This is a genomic window from Kitasatospora sp. NPDC034035 (assembly GCF_055575755.1).
The window spans coordinates 112,517-127,279 of record NZ_JBVISA010000026.1 but is presented as its reverse complement, the minus strand read 5'-3'; the positions used below and the strand labels follow the sequence as shown (position 1 = coordinate 127,279).

Below are 14,763 nucleotides of genomic sequence, written 5' to 3'. Positions count from 1 at the left end.
GAGCGGAGGACAGGAATGACGGGCGGTCCCGCCTCTGGAATGCCCCGGCTGCTGCGCGCCGGGATGGGCGCGGCAGCGGTCGGGCTGCTGCTGATCTACAACTCGGTGGACACCGAGCCGAGCACGGACGCGGCGGCCACCCAGGCCGCTCCCCCGGCGGCCACCGCGCCGGCCGTCCCCGGGCCGCCGGCCGCCGCCTCCCCGCCGCCCGCGGCGGCCGCGCCGGGGGCTCCGGTACTCAAGCGCGCCAAGCCGACCCGGCTGCGGATCCCGCAGATCGCCGTGGACGCGCCGTTCACCGAGCTGACCCTCGGCCCGGCCGGCCAGCTCAACGCGCCGCCGCCGGACGACAAGAACCTGGTCGGCTGGTACCGGGACGGCGCGACCCCGGGCGAGCGCGGCAGCGCGGTCGTCGCCGGACACGTGGACACCACCAAGGGCCCGGCGGTGTTCCTGCTGCTGAGCCTGCTGCTGCCGGGCAACAAGGTCGAGGTGAGCCGCGCGGACGGCACGGTCGCGGTCTTCACGGTGGACTCGGTGGAGACCTTCGCCAAGGACGCCTTCCCCGACCAGAAGGTGTACGGCAAGGCGCCCGACGCCCAGCTGCGGCTGATCACCTGCGGCGGCGTGTACGACAAGAAGCGGCGGGACTACCTGGACAACGTGGTGGTCTTCGCCCACCTGGAGTCCTCGCACAAGGCCTGAAGCGCCGAAAGCCTGCAGCGGTGAAGGCCTGCAGCGGTGAAGACCGGCAGCGCTGAAAGTCCGAGGCCGCGCACGCAGACGACGACCGCCGGCCCCGGGATGCGGGGGCCGGCGGTCGGCGTGTGCGGTGGGTGCAGCGTGACGGCGTCCGCGTCAGCCGCGGACGGTGGCCTCGAAGGCGTGCAGGTAGGGGTTGACCGGGCAGACCTCGGTGACCGTCAGACCGGCCTCCTCCATCAGCCGGACCATGCTCTCCTCGGAGTGCTTGGCACCGCCCACGTTGAGCATCAGCAGCAGGTCCATGGCGGTGGTGAAGCGCATCGACGGACTGTTGTCGACGAGGTTCTCCACGACCACCACGCGGGCGCCGGGGCGGGCCGCCTTCATCACGTTGGCAAGGGTGCGGCGGGTGCTCTCGTCGTCCCACTCCAGGATGTTCTTGATGATGTAGAGGTCGGCGCGGACCGGGATGTCCACCCGGCAGTCGCCCGGCACCAGACGGGCGCGGGCGGAGAAGACGCCGCCGTCCCGCAGCCGGGGGTCGGCACCGGCGACGACCTTGGGCAGGTCGAGCAGCGTGCCGTGCAGTGCCGGGACCTTCTCGAGCAGGCTGGCCAGCACGTGGCCCTGGCCGCCGCCGATGTCGACGACCGAGTCGACGCCGGTGAGGTCCAGGTACTCGGCGAAGTCCTGGGCGGACTGGCGGCTGGAGGTGGTCATCGCCTTGTCGAAGACCTTCGCCGAGTCGCCGCCGTCGCTGTGCAGGTAGTCGAAGAACTCCTTGCCGAACAGCTCCGGGAAGACGTTGCGGCCGGAACGGACCGCCTCGTCCAGCTTCGGCCAGGCCTCCCAGGTCCACGGCTCGGTGCACCAGAGGGAGATGTAGCGCAGGGAGTTGGGGGCGTCCTCGCGCAGCAGGCGGGACATCTCGGTGTGCTCGAAGCGGTCGTCGCCGCTCTCGGCGAAGATGCCGTAGCAGGTGAGCGCGCGCAGCAGGCGGCGCAGCTGGCGGGGCTCGGTGTCGAGCGCGGCGGCGAGGTCGGTCACGGCGGTTGGGGTGTCGCCGAGCGCGTCGGCGACACCAAGGCGGGCGGCCGCGCGGACGGCGGCGGCGCAGGCGGCACCGAAGACGAGCTCGCGCAGGCGCATCGCGGCCTGCGGACTGGCGTGGGCGGGTGCGGTGGTCATGGGCGGTCCTTGGGGGGGGTGGGCGGCGAGAGGTCGGGGTGAGCGGCGGGCGGGTCGGGGTGCTCAGCAGCGGCCGGACGGCTCGGAGCGTTCGCAGGTGTTGCGGGCGAAGGTGTTGCCCGCGCCGGCGTCGCGGTCGGCGAGGTCGGCGGGGCCGTTGCCGCGCAGGTGGTTGTCGGTGACCACGGCCCGGGCGTTGGAGATGCCGACGACGCTCTTGAAGAGGACGATGCCGCCGGAGAAGTCCGAGGTGCCCGTGTTGTCGCGGACCTCGTTGTCGGTGACCCGGGTGTCCTCGGTCCCGGTGAGCACGATGCCTGCGCCCTGGATTGCTCCCAGGCGCGGGTTCGCCGCGCAGAACTTGTTGTTGGCGACGACCTTGTTGCGCCGCACGTCCAGGTTTCCGGCGCGGGGCACGCCCTCGTCGCCGACGACGAAGACACCGCCGCAGTTGCCGCTGATGTCGTTGTCCTGGACGGCCAGCCCGCGCAGCCGGCGGACGGTGACGCCGACCCGGTTGCCGGTCAGCTCGTTGCCCTCGACCACGGTGCCGCCGGTGTCGGGCGCGCCGCCCTCGCGGTAGGCGTAGTTGGCGAGGAAGACACCGGACTGGCCGTTGTCGGTGGAGCGGTTGCCGAGGATGGCGGCCCGGGTGGACATCTCCTGGCTGATGCCCTGCTGGGCGTTGTCGTGGACGTAGGTGCGGCGGACGGTCAGGCCGGTGGTGCCGCTGGCGTCGATGCCGTTCTTGGCGAAGCCGGTGACGGCGAGGGCCTCGATCGTGACGTCGGGCAGCGGCTTCGCCTCGGTGCCGACCACGCAGACGCCGTGCCCGGCGGTGGCGCAGGCGTTCTCCGTACCGCTGCCGGGGGTGATCACGCTGTCGGGGCCGGAGCCGCGCAGGGTGAGGCCGGGGGTGGTGATGCGGACGCTGCCCCGGTAGGTGCCGGGGAGCAGCAGGACGGTGTCGCCGGGGTGGGCGGCGTCGACGGCCTGCTGAATCGATTCGCCCGGCCGGACGAGGTGCATCGGGCCGATGTCGATGGCGTGGGCCGCGGGCGCGGCGGCCAGCGTGGTGAGGGCGGTGGTCAGGGCGGTGGCGGCCGCGGTGGCCGCGGCGAGGTGGTGGATCCGTCGCGTGGGCATGAGTGGTGACCTGTCTTTCGGCGCGCGCGGTGTTCGTGGTGATGGCTTGGTGGGGTGTCGTCGGGGCTGTGTCGTCGGGTGGTGTCGTCGGGGTGTCGCGGTGTGCGGCCCGGTCCGGCGGTACGGGCTGACGCGCCGTGTGCGGGCGGTGACGGCCGGTGGGTGCGGCCGAGTCGACGGTACGGTCGCCCGGGTGGGGCCGCCACCAGGGCTGGGCTGCGGGACTGACGGGGCGTCGGCCGGGAGTGGGACGGCCCGGCGTGGCGCGCCGCGGGCGGACATGACGACGCGCCCGACCGCGGGTGCGGTCGGGCGCGAGGCGGTCACGCGTGGGACGGGTCGGGCGCGGGGTGTTCCGGCTCCGGGGTCCGCTCAGCCCTCGGCCGGGGCCCGCGGGCCGAGCCGTACGGGCAGGGCGGCGAGGTGCCAGGCGGCCGGGTTCGGGCCGCGATCGACGGCCTCCGGTCCGACCGCGAGGGCCAGCTGCGGGTACGTGCGCAGCAGCGCGCCGAAGGCGACCACCGCCTCCTCGTGCGCCAGTGCCGCGCCCAGGCAGCGGTGGGTGCCGTGGCCGAAGCCGAGGTGCGCGTCGTGGTGTCCGTCGTGGTCCGGCGCGTCCGCCCGGCAGATGTCGAGGCGTTCCGGCTCGGCGTAGACCCGCGGGTCGTGGTTGGCCCCGGCGAGGATCGGCATCACCGCCTCGCCCTTGCGGATCAGGGTGCCGGCCAGGGTGAGGTCCTCCGTCGCGTAGCGCGGCACCCCACCGATGGTCGGGCCGCACCAGCGCATCAGCTCGTCGACGGCGGCGGGCAGCCGCCCCGGGTCGGCGCGGACCAGTGCCAGCTGCTCGGGGTGGGCGAGCAGGGCGGCCGTACCGTTGCCGATCAGGGTGGCGGTGGTCTCGTGCCCGGCCACGATCAGGTTGAGGATCAGCGAGACGGTCTCGACCGGGTCGACGGTGTCGCCCTCGGCGGCGGCCAGCCGGGAGAGCAGGCCCGCGGCCGGTTCGGCGCGCCGGCGCTCGATCAGCTCGCGGGCGGCGGCCACCATGGCGCGCAGCGCCTCGTCCAGGCCGGGCCCGGCGCCCCGGCCGAGGTAGGAGCTCCAGCGGCGCCACTGCGGGCGGTCGGGCTCGGGGATGCCGAGCAGCTCGCAGATCACCGTGACGGGCAGCGGGTAGGCGAAGTGCGCGACCAGGTCGACCACGCCGTCCCGATCGGCGTGCTCGGCCAGCGCCCGGGCGTACTCCTCGGCGAGCCGTTCGATCCGGGGGCGCAGGCGCTCGACCGCGCCGGCCGTGAAGGCGGGGTGCACCAGGCCGCGCATCCGGCGGTGCCGGGCGCCGTCCGCGTCGAAGACGCCGGCGCGCAGGTACTTGGCGCACTCGGGCGGCATGCCGCGGGCGCGCCAGACCTGTTCGGTGCGGTGGGCGGGGGTGAGCGCCTCGGCCGGGACCTGCGCGTCCTGCGGGTCCTGCGCGTTTGCCGGGTCCGGCGTTTCCGCCGGGTCCGCCGGGTGGTCGACGGTGCTCACGTTGTTGGCGAAGCGCGGGTCCGACAGCACGGTGCGGACGTCCTGGTAGCGGACGGCGATCCAGAACGGGTCCACGCCGGGGATGGTGGCGCGGGCGAGCGGGGCGCGTTCGCGCAGCTCGGCGAAGGCGGTGAAGGGGTCGCGGATCAGGTGGTCGGCGCGCAGGTCGACGGTCTCGGCGGGTTCGGCGGTGGTCACGGCTGCCTCCTCAGGGGGCGCGGAGTCCATGTGGTCACGGATCGTGACGGAGTTGGGGCGTCGTGGTCCGTCCTTTCGGCGCACAATTCACTCGATGGAGTACAGAGGATCGTTTCGCCAGGCCTCGGGAAGCCCTGCCGTCGGGCGCCCGTTCCGGCCTGCCCGACACCGTCGTCCGGTCGCGTGACATGCTCGGGGCCATGACCACCGCGCTCGTACCGCCCGTCGCCACCGCCCGCAACCCGATCGGTGCCCACGTCCCGGTGGCCGCTCGGGGGCTGGCCGGGACGGGCCTGGCGTACGCGCGGCGGGTCGGCGCCGAGACGGTGCAGGTGTTCGTGGCCAACCCGCGCGGCTGGGCCACTCCCCCGGGTAACCCGGCGCAGGACGAGGAGTTCCGCGTCGCCTGCGCCGAGGGGTCCATCCCCGCCTGGGTGCACGCGCCCTACCTGATCAACTTCGGCTCGGACAACCCGGCCACCCGCGAGCGCTCGGCCGACTCGCTGCGCCACTCGCTGCGCCGGGGCCACTCCATCGGCGCACTCGGTGTCGTGCTGCACACCGGCTCGGCGGTCGGCACGGCGCCCGGCGGCGGCTCGCGCCGGGCCGAGGCGATGGCGCAGGTCCGCGCGGACGTCCGGCCGCTGCTGGACGAACTCGACGCGCTCGGCGAGGACGCGCCGTGGCTGCTGCTGGAGCCGACCGCAGGCCAGGGCAGCTCGCTCTGCTCACGGCTGGAGGAGCTGGCCGAGTACGTGGCGGCGCTGGACGGTCACCCGAAGGTGGGAGTTTGCCTGGACACCTGCCACGCCTTCGCGGCCGGGCACGACCTGGCGGTACCCGGTGGGGTGACGGCCGCGCTGGACGCCCTGGCCTCCGCCGCCGGTCCGGGCCGGCTGCGGCTGATCCACGCCAATGACTCCGAGGACGTGGTCGGCGCCCGCAAGGACCGGCACGCCAACATCGGCGCCGGGATGATCGGCGCGGAGCCGTTCCGCGAGCTGTTCGAGCACCCGGAGACGGCCGGCGTGCCACTGCTGGTGGAGACCCCGGACCGCAAGCACGGCGGGGACGGCACCGGGCACGCGCTGGACATCGCGGTGCTGAAGGAGCTGCGGGAGCGGGCGGCGGTCCGCCTCTGAGGGCGCGGGCGGCACGTCGCGTGTGACCGCCACGCCGCGGATCGCGTGCGTGTGACCGCCACTCGGCGGGGTCGCGTGTGACCGCCACATGGCCGCGACTGGAGCTGCCGGATCCCGGGGCCGGTGCGAGGCTGATCCGAGTCCCTGCCGCCGGCCTTCCTGGGGGTCGTCCATGTCTCCGACCCGGAAACTCGCCGCGCTGCCGTGCGGACGCCACAGCAAATGGGTGGTGCTCGCCCTGTGGCTGGTGCTGCTGGTGGCCGTCGGCCCGCTGGCCGGCAAGCTCATGGGCGCCGAGGACAACCAGGCGTCCAGCTGGCTGCCCGGCAACGCCGAGTCCACCCGGGTGCTGAACGAGCAGCGCACCTTCCAGCCGGTGGACACCGCCCAGGCCGTCGTGGTGTACCAGCGGACCGGCGGCATCACCCCCCTCGACCGGGCCGAGGCCACCCGTGAGGCCGTCGAGTTCGCCGCCGTACCGCACGTCGTCGGACCGGTGATCGGCCCCGTGCTCTCCGCCGACGGGCAGGCGATGCAGACCATCGTGCCGATCGACATCGGCACCAACGGCTGGAACGACCTGAAGCCCGCCGTCGACCAGCTGCGCCAGACCGCCGCCGCCGGCAGCCACGGCATGACCACCCACGTGACAGGCCCCGGTGGCGTCGCCGCCGACCAGGCCAAGGCCTTCGCGGGCATCGACAGCTCACTGCTCGTCGCCACCATCAGCGTCGTGATCATCCTGCTGCTGCTCACCTACCGCAGCCCGGTGCTGTGGATCCTGCCGCTGGTCTCGGCGGCCGGGGCGCTGACCGTCGCCGAGGCGTTCATCTACCTGCTCGCCAAGCACGCCGGCCTGACCGTCAACGCGCAGAGCGCCGGCATCCTGATCGTCCTGGTGCTCGGCGCCGGGACGGACTACGCGCTGCTGATCACCGCCCGCTACCGCGAGGAGCTGCGCCGCCACCAGGACCGGCACGAGGCGATGGCCTTCGCCCTGCACCGGGCCGGGCCCGCCATCCTGGCCTCCTCCGCGACCGTGATCGCCTCCATGCTCTGCCTGCTCATCGCCGAGATGAACTCCACCAGCGGCCTCGGCCCGGTCTGCGCGATCGGCGTCCTGGTCGCCCTCGTGGCCATGCTCACCCTGCTGCCGGCGCTGCTGGTGATCGTCGGCCGCTGGGTGTTCTGGCCGGTCCGGCCCGGGTACGGCACGCCGGAGCCGACCAGGACCGGCCGCTGGGCGCACATCGGGGGATGGATCGGCCGGCGGCCCCGCAAGGTGTGGGTGGGGACGGCGCTGGCGCTCGCGGCGTGCTGCGTCGGGCTGGTCTCGCTCGACGCCAACGGCCTCAGCACCGCCGGGACCTTCACCGGCAAGCCGGACTCGGTGGTCGGCCAGCAGGTGCTGCAGCAGCACTTCCCCGGCGGGACGGGCGCGCCGCTCACCATCATCTCCACCGGCGCCGGGGCCCCCGCCGTCCGGGAAGCGGCCCGGACCACGACCGGGGTGGCGGCCACCACGCCGCCGGTCCTCCACGACGGGCAGGCCCTGTTCCAGGCCACCCTCACCGACCCGCCGGACAGCCAGGCCGCCAAGGACACCGTCGACCGGGTGCGCGACGCCGTGCACGCCGTACCGAACGCGGACGCCAAGGTCGGCGGCAACACCGCCGTCGTCCTGGACGCCGGACGCGCCTCCGGGAACGACAACCGGGCGATCATCCCGCTCATCCTCGGCGTGGTGCTGCTGATCCTGGCCGTACTGCTGCGGGCCGTCACGGCGCCGCTGGTGCTGATCGCGACCGTGGTGCTCTCGTACGCGGCGGCGCTCGGGATCAGCGCGTTCTTCTTCGCGAACGTCTTCCACTTCCAGGGCCAGGACAACGCGTTCCCGCTGTTCGTCTTCGTCTTCCTGGTCGCGCTGGGGATCGACTACAACATCTTCCTGACGACCCGGGTCCGCGAGGAGTCCGCCCAGCACGGCACCCGGCAGGGGGCGTTGAACGGGCTGTCCGCCACCGGCGGGGTGATCACCTCGGCCGGCCTGATCCTGGCCAGCACCTTCGCCGTCCTCGGCACCCTGCCGATCGTGGGCTTCGCCGAGATCGGCTTCGCGGTGGCCCTCGGCGTGCTGCTCGACACCCTGGTGGTGCGCTCGGTGCTGGTCACGGCGCTCACCATGGACCTCGACCGGCACATGTGGTGGCCGGGGCAGCTGTCCCGGCCCGCCCTGGTCCCGGAGGCTCGGCTGACCAGACAGCCGTGAGCCGTGCGCAGACGGCGGTGAGCAGACAGCGGTGAGCAGACGGCAGTGAGAGGACAGCGGTGAGCCCGGGAACCGTCGCGGCGGTTCCCGGGCTCAGCCGTCGATCAGCCCTCGATCAGCAGTCGCCGGTGCACTTGTCGTCGGTGTGCTCGTGAGCGTTGAGCCACTTGGCGTGCGGGCCGAACAGGCCGACACCGGCCGAACCCGACTCCAGGCTCGCCGAGGTCGACGAGCTGGACGAGTCCGACGCGTGCCAACCGGCCATCGCCGGCACCGGCGCGGCGAAGGCGGCGGCACCCGTCACGGCGGCGATCACGGCGAGCTTGCGGACGTTTCCACGAAGCGACATCAGATGTCCTTTGGGTGGTCTCTGGCATGGAAGGAGAAGCGCCCCAGAGCCGGCCACAAGCACACCCGGCCGGCCCGCGGCACCGGCACAGGTTTGCACACGAACGCGCACGAACCCGCCTTCATCGCAACCCGACTGAGGCATTCGGATGACGCAACTCCCCCTGCCGGACGAACCGGGGGGCCGTTCGCGGATGCGGGCGGGCGGGTGGGCGAGCGGGGTCGAGCGGGCTGTCGAGCAGACGGTCGAGCAGGAGGTCGAGCGGGCGGACGGACGGCGCCGGACGAGTGCCCGTCAGGCCGCCGTGCGACCGCAAGTCTTGCGGTGAGGCACTCGACAAACTGAACAAATCCCGTCGATTTGGTGCAAGGTACCGCCCGGTCCGAGCATGAACGGCCGCTCCGCACACTCCGCACGCTCCACCGAGCGCGCCGCCGGAGCACGGGCAGGACCACGAAAGGCGCACCACCCTCATGCAGACCAGCCCCGCCGCGACCAAGCAGGCGACCCGACCGAGCCGCCCGGAGACCCCGGCCCCGGTCGACCCCACCGCTTCGAAGAACGGCCGCTTCGGGCCGGCGGCCGCGACCGCCCTGGTGATGGGCAACATCATCGGCGGCGGCATCTTCATGATCCCGGCCGCCGTGGCCCCGTACGGGACCGTCAGCCTGGCCTCCTTCGCGGTGCTCACCGTGGGCGCGATCGCGCTGGCACTGGTCTTCGGGCAGCTGGCACGGCGCACCCCGCGCACCGGCGGGCCGTACGTCTACGCCCGCGAGGCCTTCGGGGACTTCGCGGGCTTCCTGTCCGCCTGGTCGTACTGGATCACCACCTGGGTCAGCAACGCCGCGCTCGCCGTGGCCGCCGTCGGCTACCTGGACGTGCTGCTGCCCGTCGGCCACTCCACCGCGTTCAGCATCACGGCCGCACTGGCCTTCCAGTGGCTGCCCGCGCTGGCGAACCTGGCCGGGACCCGGTACGTCGGGGCCGTCCAACTCGTCTCCACCGTCCTGAAGTTCATCCCGCTGCTGCTGGTCTCGGTGGGTGGCCTGTTCTTCTTCGACCCGAAGAACCTCGGCCCCTTCGACGGAAACGGCCAGGGCTGGGCGGGCGGCATGACCGCCGCCGCGGCGATCCTGTTGTTCAGCTACCTGGGCGTGGAGTCGGCCGCGATGAGCGCGGGCAACGTCCGCGACCCGGAGCGCAACGTCGGCCGGGCCAGTGTGCTCGGCACCGCCGGTGCGGCGGTGGTCTACCTGCTGGGCACGCTCGCGGTCTTCGGCAGCGTCGCGCACGAGCGGCTCGTCCACTCCACCGCGCCGTTCTCGGATGCCGTGGACGCCATGTTCGGCGGCTCCTGGGGCGGCACGGCGATCGCCGTCGCCGCGCTGGTCTCGATGACCGGCGCCCTCAACGGCTGGACCCTGCTGGCAGCCCAGGCCCCGTACGCGGCAGCCAAGGACGGCCTCTTCCCGGCCGCCTTCGGAAAGGAGCGGCGCGGCGTGCCGACCTTCGGTGTGGTGGTGAGCGTCGCCCTGGCCTCGGCACTGACCGTCCTCAACTTCGCCAGCGGCGCGAAGGGAGCCTTCGAACTCCTGGTGCTGGTCACCACCTTCACCGCGACCGTCCCGTACCTGCTCTCCACCGCCGCACAGCTGTACTGGCTGGTCCGCGGCGCCACCGACAAGGTGGACAACGGCCGGCTCGTCCGGGACGCCGTCCTCGGGCTCGGCGCCTTCGCCTTCTCCCTCTGGCTCCTCGCCGGCGCCGGCTACGCCGCCGTCTACCAGGGTGTCCTGTTCCTCTTCGCGGGGATCCTGGTCTACGTCTGGATGGCGGGCCGACGCCGCGGCTGAACCCGGGAACGGCGGTGAACGCCCTTACCGGGCACTGGACTTGTCCGGCACGTGTCCGATGTCCACGAGGATTCCACGTCCCTGGTCCACCCGCGTAGGCGACGGGCGGGGTCGCCACACTGGCGCACGCAACTCAGCGACTCATCCGATGAGATGATGGAGCGTTCGCCATGGCCCCCACCGCGTCCACACGCCGGTGCCGCTCGCCGAAGCCTGGGCCTCCGGCGCCTGGTCCTGGACCACCGCCCGGCGCCAGGCGCCAGGCCTTCGCCAACGACGTCACCCGCCCCCAACTGCTCCTGGTCTCCGCCGGCAGCAACCGCTCCAAGGGCGACCGCGACCCCGCCGAGTGGCTCCTCCAGGCCTCCTACCGCTGCACCTACGCCCGCGCCCGGGTGCAGGTCAAGCAGGACTACGGCCTCGGCGTCGACAGCGCCGAGAAGACCGCGCTCACCGGCATCCTCAACGGCTGCTGACCCACCCCCGCTCCGCCCCGCTGGCCCGGCGCACCCCGCGCCGGGCCACCGCTGCGCCCCCCTGCACCCTGCCGCGCCGTCGATTCCGCGCCCACTCGAACGGCGCGGCTGACGGGCGGCGCGACGAGGTCGCGCCTACGGTGCGGTGCCAGGGGGTCAACCGAGCGAAAGGCAGTTACCGGCATGGCGGGTAGATTCGAGCTGTACACGGACGAGAGCGGGATGCACCGGTTCCGACTCAAGGCGAGCAACGGGTCGGTCGTGGTGACCGGAGACCCGGAGGAGAGCAAGGACGACTGCCTGCGGAGCATCGAGTCGATCCGCAAGCTCGCCCCGTACGCGGAGCTCAAGGAGGCGGCCGGGTCGATGTGAGGCCGGGGCTGCAGCGGGTGGCAGGTAGCAAGTAGCAGGGGACGCGGGTCGGCGGTGCAAATCGCCGACCCGCGTTCGCTTGTACGACAGATCCCTTTGGCCGGGTGCACGCCGGACCCGGACAGAACACTGGCATGCGTGTCGTCATCGTCACCGAATCCTTCCCGCCCGAGGTCAACGGGGTCGCCCACAGCGTGCTGCGGACGGCCGAGCATCTGGTCCGCCGGGGCCATCAGCCCCTTGTCGTCACCCCCGCGCCGGCGCGGGGCGCGGAGTGCCCGCCGGAGTCCTTCGGGAGTGCCGAGGCGGCGGAGATCCCCGTGGTGCGCATTCCGTCGATGCCGCTGCCGGGGTATCCGCAGGTGCGGATCGCGTTGCCGAGCCGACAGCTGGCGGCGGCGGTCGCGGGGCACCGGCCGGACATCGTGCACCTGGCCAGTCCGTTCGTGCTCGGGGCGCGCGGGGGGCAGGTGGCGGCGCGGCTCGGGGTGCCCGCCGTGGCCGTGTACCAGACGGACCTCGCCGGGTACGCGCACGCCTACCGGGCCGGGCGGGGGCTCGGGGAGGCCGCCGCGTGGCGGCGGATCCGGGCCGTGCACCGGGCGGCCGCCCGTACGCTGGCGCCCTCCACCCCGGCCGCGCAGGACCTCACGGCGCACGGGGTGCCCCGGGTGCAGCTGTGGCCGCGCGGGGTGGACTCGGCGCGGTTCCATCCCCGGCACCGGGACGAGGCGCTGCACCGGGCGCTCGCGCCGGGTGGGGAGGTGCTGGTCGGGTATGTCGGACGGCTGGCGCCGGAGAAGCGGGTCGACCTGCTGGCCGCGGCGTCGGCGCTGCCCGGGGTACGGGTGGTGATCGTCGGGGACGGGCCGTCCGCCCCCGGGCTGAAGGCCTCGATGCCCGGCGCGGTGTTCCTGGGCCGCCGGACGGGTGAGGAACTGGCGCGCTGCTTCGCGACGCTGGACGTGTTCGTGCACACCGGCCCGCTGGAGACCTTCTGTCAGACCATCCAGGAGGCGATGGCGAGCGGGGTACCGGTGATCGGCCCGGCGGCGGGCGGCCCGCTGGACCTGGTGGCGCACCACCGCACCGGCCTGCTGGTACCGCCCCGGGACGGCGCAGCGGTGGCCCGGGCGGTGACCGAGCTGGCCGCCGACCCGGCGCGGCGGGCCTCGTACGGGCAGGCGGGGCGGGCGGAAGTGACCGCGCGCACCTGGGAGGCGGTCGGGGACCTGCTGCTGCGGCACTACACCGAGGTGCTGGCGGAGCACCAGGGAGTGCCGGCGGAGTACCGGGGCGTACCGGCGGAGCACCGGGGCGTACCGGCGGAGCACCGGGGCGTACCGGCGGGGTCCCTCGCGCCGGAGCCGGTCGCACCGGCCGTGAAGAAGTCAGCGGCGGCGAAGGACTCGGCTGCCCCGCAGGACTCGGCGGCTGCGGACACCATGCCGGAGGAGCTGCCGGCATGAGCTCCGCCCAGAACGGCGAGGCGCTGACGATCGTACGGCTCGCCAACTTCGTCACCCCGGTCTCCGGCGGGCTGCGCACCGCGCTGCGGCACCTGGGCGCCGGGTACCGGGCGGCCGGGCACCGGCCGGTGCTGATCGTGCCCGGGGAGCGGCGCTCCGAGGAGGAGACCGAACAGGGCCTGGTGGTCACCCTGCCGGGGCCGGTGCTGCCGGCCAGTGGCGGCTACCGGCTGCTCACCGACCGCCGGGCGGTGGCCGCCGAGCTGACCCGGATCTCGCCCGACCGGCTGGAGGTGTCCGACCGCACCACGCTGCGCTGGACCGGCGACTGGGCGCGGCGGCACGGGGTGCGCTCGGTGATGGTGTCGCACGAGAGCGCCACCGGGGTGCTGCGCGCCTGGGGCGTGCCCGGGCCGCTGGCGAGCGCGGCCGCCGACCGGCTCAACGCGGCGACCGCCCGTGGGTACGACTCGGTGGTGTGCACCACCGACTGGGCGGCGGCGGAATTCCGGCGAATCGGCACGCCGAACCTGGCCCGGGCGCCGCTGGGAGTGGATCTGGAGGCGATGCGGCCGCTGCCGCAGGCCGAACGGGCGGTCGAGCGGGCCCGGTACGCCGCGCCGCGGGAGGTGCTGCTGGTGCTCTGCTCGCGGCTCTCGGCGGAGAAGCGGCCCGAGCGGGCGGTCGAGGCGCTGGCCGCGTTGCGGGCGCGACGGGTGCCCGCCGTCCTGGCGGTGGCCGGGACCGGCCCGCTACGGGGACGCCTGGCGGACCGGGCCGCGCGGCTGGGACTCCCGGTGCGCTTCCTCGGGCACCTGAACGGGCGCGCGGCACTGGCCCGGCTGCTGGGCTGCGCGGACGTGGTGCTCGCACCCGGGCCGGTGGAGACCTTCGGGCTCGCCGCCTTGGAGGCCCTGGCCTGCGGGACACCGGTCGCGGTAAGCCGCTCCTCCGCGCTGCCCGGACTGGTCGGGCTCGCCGGGGTGGCGGCCACCGACACCGGAGGCGGATTCGCCACTGCGGTACGCCAGTTGCTGGACCGGCCGGAAGGCGTACGGCGGGCGGCCGCCCGGACCCAGGCTGAGCGGTACGGCTGGCCCGCGGCGGTGGCCGCGTTCCTGGCGGCGCACGGCGTGCGGAACGGCGGCACGATGGAGGGGGGTTGGGATGAGCATGCTCGGCACCGGCCCTGACCGGGTGGCGGAAGAACGGTCACCGGCGGGCGAGCTGGCGCGGTTCGTCGCGCTCGGGGACTCGCTGACGGAAGGGGTCGGGGACGCGGTGGGCGAAGGGTGGCGCGGCTGGGCCGCCGTCCTGGCACGCTCACTGGCACCCGAGGGCAGGGACGTCGAGTTCACCAATCTGGCCCACAGCGGTGCGCTCACCACTGACTTGACGGGCCGTCAACTACCGACCGCGCTGATCCTGCGACCCCAGCTGGCGGCCGTGCTGGTCGGCGGCAACGACACCCTGCGGGCGGGCTTCGACATCCGGCGCACGACGCTCGAGCTGGACGCCACACTCGGTGAACTGTCCGGACACGGCGCCGTGTTGCTGACCGCCTGCCTGCCCGACCCCGGCACCCTGCTCCGCCTCCCGACGCCGCTCGCCCGCCCGCTCGCCCGACGGATGCGGGCCGTCAACACCGTGGTGCACGCCCTCACCACTCGCCACCGGGCAGTGCACCTGCACCTCGCCGAGCTGCCGTGGCTGGAGGAGCGGCGCCTGCTGAGCGTGGACCGCCTGCACCCCAGCGCCGAGGGCCACCATCTGATCGCCCGTCGGTTCCACGGGCTCCTCGCCGAGGCCGGACACCCCCTCGGACCGCCGCCCACCGCCGCACCGGCCGAGCCCCCGCCGGGCCCGGCCGCCGACCTGTGGTGGATGGCCACCCAGGGCACCCGCTGGGTCGCCGCCCGCAGCACCGACCTGCTGCCCGGACTGCTGGCGCTCGCCGCAGCCGAGACCGCCGCCCGCCTGCGCGGCGCGAGCGGCCGGCACGACGAGCAGATGGCGCGGGCGACGGCGCAGGCGCTGGCGTCCCTGGGGTGACGGGCGGG

At 74.1% G+C, this 14,763-nt stretch carries 11 protein-coding genes and 2 pseudogenes; 9 read left to right on the top strand and 4 right to left on the bottom strand.

The window, feature by feature from the left end; all coding sequences use genetic code 11:
* Positions 1-15 precede the first annotated feature (15 nt).
* A complete protein-coding gene (locus ACZ52J_RS30795) occupies positions 16-705 on the top strand; it encodes a class F sortase (protein ID WP_465623390.1) in 690 nt (229 codons plus the stop codon).
* A 153-nt stretch (positions 706-858) separates the two neighbouring features.
* Here ACZ52J_RS30795 and ACZ52J_RS30790 read toward each other — a convergent pair whose 3' ends face one another.
* From ACZ52J_RS30790 to ACZ52J_RS30780, 3 genes are all read right to left on the bottom strand, one after another.
* Positions 859-1,893 carry a methyltransferase gene (locus ACZ52J_RS30790; protein WP_465623389.1) on the bottom strand — a complete coding sequence of 345 codons (1,035 nt, stop codon included), beginning with the start codon at positions 1,891-1,893 and terminating at the stop codon, positions 859-861.
* A gap of 63 nt (positions 1,894-1,956) precedes the next feature.
* Positions 1,957-3,039 carry a right-handed parallel beta-helix repeat-containing protein gene (locus ACZ52J_RS30785; protein WP_465623388.1) on the bottom strand — a complete coding sequence of 361 codons (1,083 nt, stop codon included), beginning with the start codon at positions 3,037-3,039 and terminating at the stop codon, positions 1,957-1,959.
* 372 nt (positions 3,040-3,411) lie between these two features.
* Complete coding sequence (locus ACZ52J_RS30780) at positions 3,412-4,770, bottom strand: cytochrome P450 family protein (RefSeq protein WP_465623386.1); 1,359 nt, start codon at positions 4,768-4,770, stop codon at positions 3,412-3,414.
* A gap of 200 nt (positions 4,771-4,970) precedes the next feature.
* Here ACZ52J_RS30780 and ACZ52J_RS30775 point away from each other — a divergent pair, with 200 nt between their 5' ends.
* Positions 4,971-5,912, top strand: a complete 942-nt coding sequence (locus ACZ52J_RS30775) for a deoxyribonuclease IV (RefSeq protein WP_465623385.1) — start codon at positions 4,971-4,973, stop codon at positions 5,910-5,912.
* 172 nt (positions 5,913-6,084) lie between these two features.
* Complete coding sequence (locus ACZ52J_RS30770; RefSeq protein ID WP_465623384.1) at positions 6,085-8,181, top strand: MMPL family transporter; 2,097 nt, start codon at positions 6,085-6,087, stop codon at positions 8,179-8,181.
* 115 nt (positions 8,182-8,296) lie between these two features.
* On the opposite strand, the gene ACZ52J_RS30765 is transcribed toward ACZ52J_RS30770, so the two are convergent.
* A complete protein-coding gene (locus ACZ52J_RS30765; RefSeq protein ID WP_360503287.1) occupies positions 8,297-8,530 on the bottom strand; it encodes a hypothetical protein in 234 nt (77 codons plus the stop codon).
* A gap of 473 nt (positions 8,531-9,003) precedes the next feature.
* Between ACZ52J_RS30765 and ACZ52J_RS30760 the strand changes: the two genes are divergently transcribed.
* The 6 genes and pseudogenes from ACZ52J_RS30760 (at position 9,004) to ACZ52J_RS30735 (ending at position 14,755) form a co-directional block, all read left to right on the top strand.
* Positions 9,004-10,386: an amino acid permease gene (locus ACZ52J_RS30760; RefSeq protein WP_465623382.1), complete on the top strand. Its 1,383-nt coding sequence runs from the start codon at positions 9,004-9,006 to the stop codon at positions 10,384-10,386.
* Between the two features lie 196 nt (positions 10,387-10,582).
* Positions 10,583-10,862: pseudogene (locus tag ACZ52J_RS30755) on the top strand (hypothetical protein); the annotation flags it as partial.
* Between the two features lie 183 nt (positions 10,863-11,045).
* Positions 11,046-11,234: a YegP family protein gene (locus ACZ52J_RS30750; protein WP_360503282.1), complete on the top strand. Its 189-nt coding sequence runs from the start codon at positions 11,046-11,048 to the stop codon at positions 11,232-11,234.
* A 134-nt stretch (positions 11,235-11,368) separates the two neighbouring features.
* Positions 11,369-12,520, top strand: a pseudogene (locus ACZ52J_RS30745) (glycosyltransferase family 4 protein); the annotation flags it as partial.
* A gap of 179 nt (positions 12,521-12,699) precedes the next feature.
* Positions 12,700-13,896, top strand: coding sequence for a glycosyltransferase (locus ACZ52J_RS30740; RefSeq protein ID WP_465623381.1), 1,197 nt, complete (start codon positions 12,700-12,702; stop codon positions 13,894-13,896).
* Positions 13,871-14,755: an SGNH/GDSL hydrolase family protein gene (locus ACZ52J_RS30735; RefSeq protein WP_465623379.1), complete on the top strand. Its 885-nt coding sequence runs from the start codon at positions 13,871-13,873 to the stop codon at positions 14,753-14,755. Before ACZ52J_RS30740 ends, ACZ52J_RS30735 begins: the two co-directional genes overlap by 26 nt.
* The last annotated feature ends 8 nt before the right edge of the window (positions 14,756-14,763 follow it).

Bases quoted from the DNA above. Each gene is read 5' to 3' on its own strand.
- ACZ52J_RS30790 (WP_465623389.1), bottom strand. From the start codon at position 1,893: ATGACCACCGCACCCGCCCACGCCAGTCCGCAGGCCGCGATGCGCCTG.
- ACZ52J_RS30760 (WP_465623382.1), top strand. From the start codon at position 9,004: ATGCAGACCAGCCCCGCCGCGACCAAGCAGGCGACCCGACCGAGCCGC.
- ACZ52J_RS30775 (WP_465623385.1), top strand. From the start codon at position 4,971: ATGACCACCGCGCTCGTACCGCCCGTCGCCACCGCCCGCAACCCGATC.
- ACZ52J_RS30735 (WP_465623379.1), top strand. From the start codon at position 13,871: ATGAGCATGCTCGGCACCGGCCCTGACCGGGTGGCGGAAGAACGGTCA.
- ACZ52J_RS30765 (WP_360503287.1), bottom strand. From the start codon at position 8,530: ATGTCGCTTCGTGGAAACGTCCGCAAGCTCGCCGTGATCGCCGCCGTG.
- ACZ52J_RS30770 (WP_465623384.1), top strand. From the start codon at position 6,085: ATGTCTCCGACCCGGAAACTCGCCGCGCTGCCGTGCGGACGCCACAGC.
- ACZ52J_RS30750 (WP_360503282.1), top strand. From the start codon at position 11,046: ATGGCGGGTAGATTCGAGCTGTACACGGACGAGAGCGGGATGCACCGG.
- ACZ52J_RS30785 (WP_465623388.1), bottom strand. From the start codon at position 3,039: ATGCCCACGCGACGGATCCACCACCTCGCCGCGGCCACCGCGGCCGCC.
- ACZ52J_RS30740 (WP_465623381.1), top strand. From the start codon at position 12,700: ATGAGCTCCGCCCAGAACGGCGAGGCGCTGACGATCGTACGGCTCGCC.
- ACZ52J_RS30795 (WP_465623390.1), top strand. From the start codon at position 16: ATGACGGGCGGTCCCGCCTCTGGAATGCCCCGGCTGCTGCGCGCCGGG.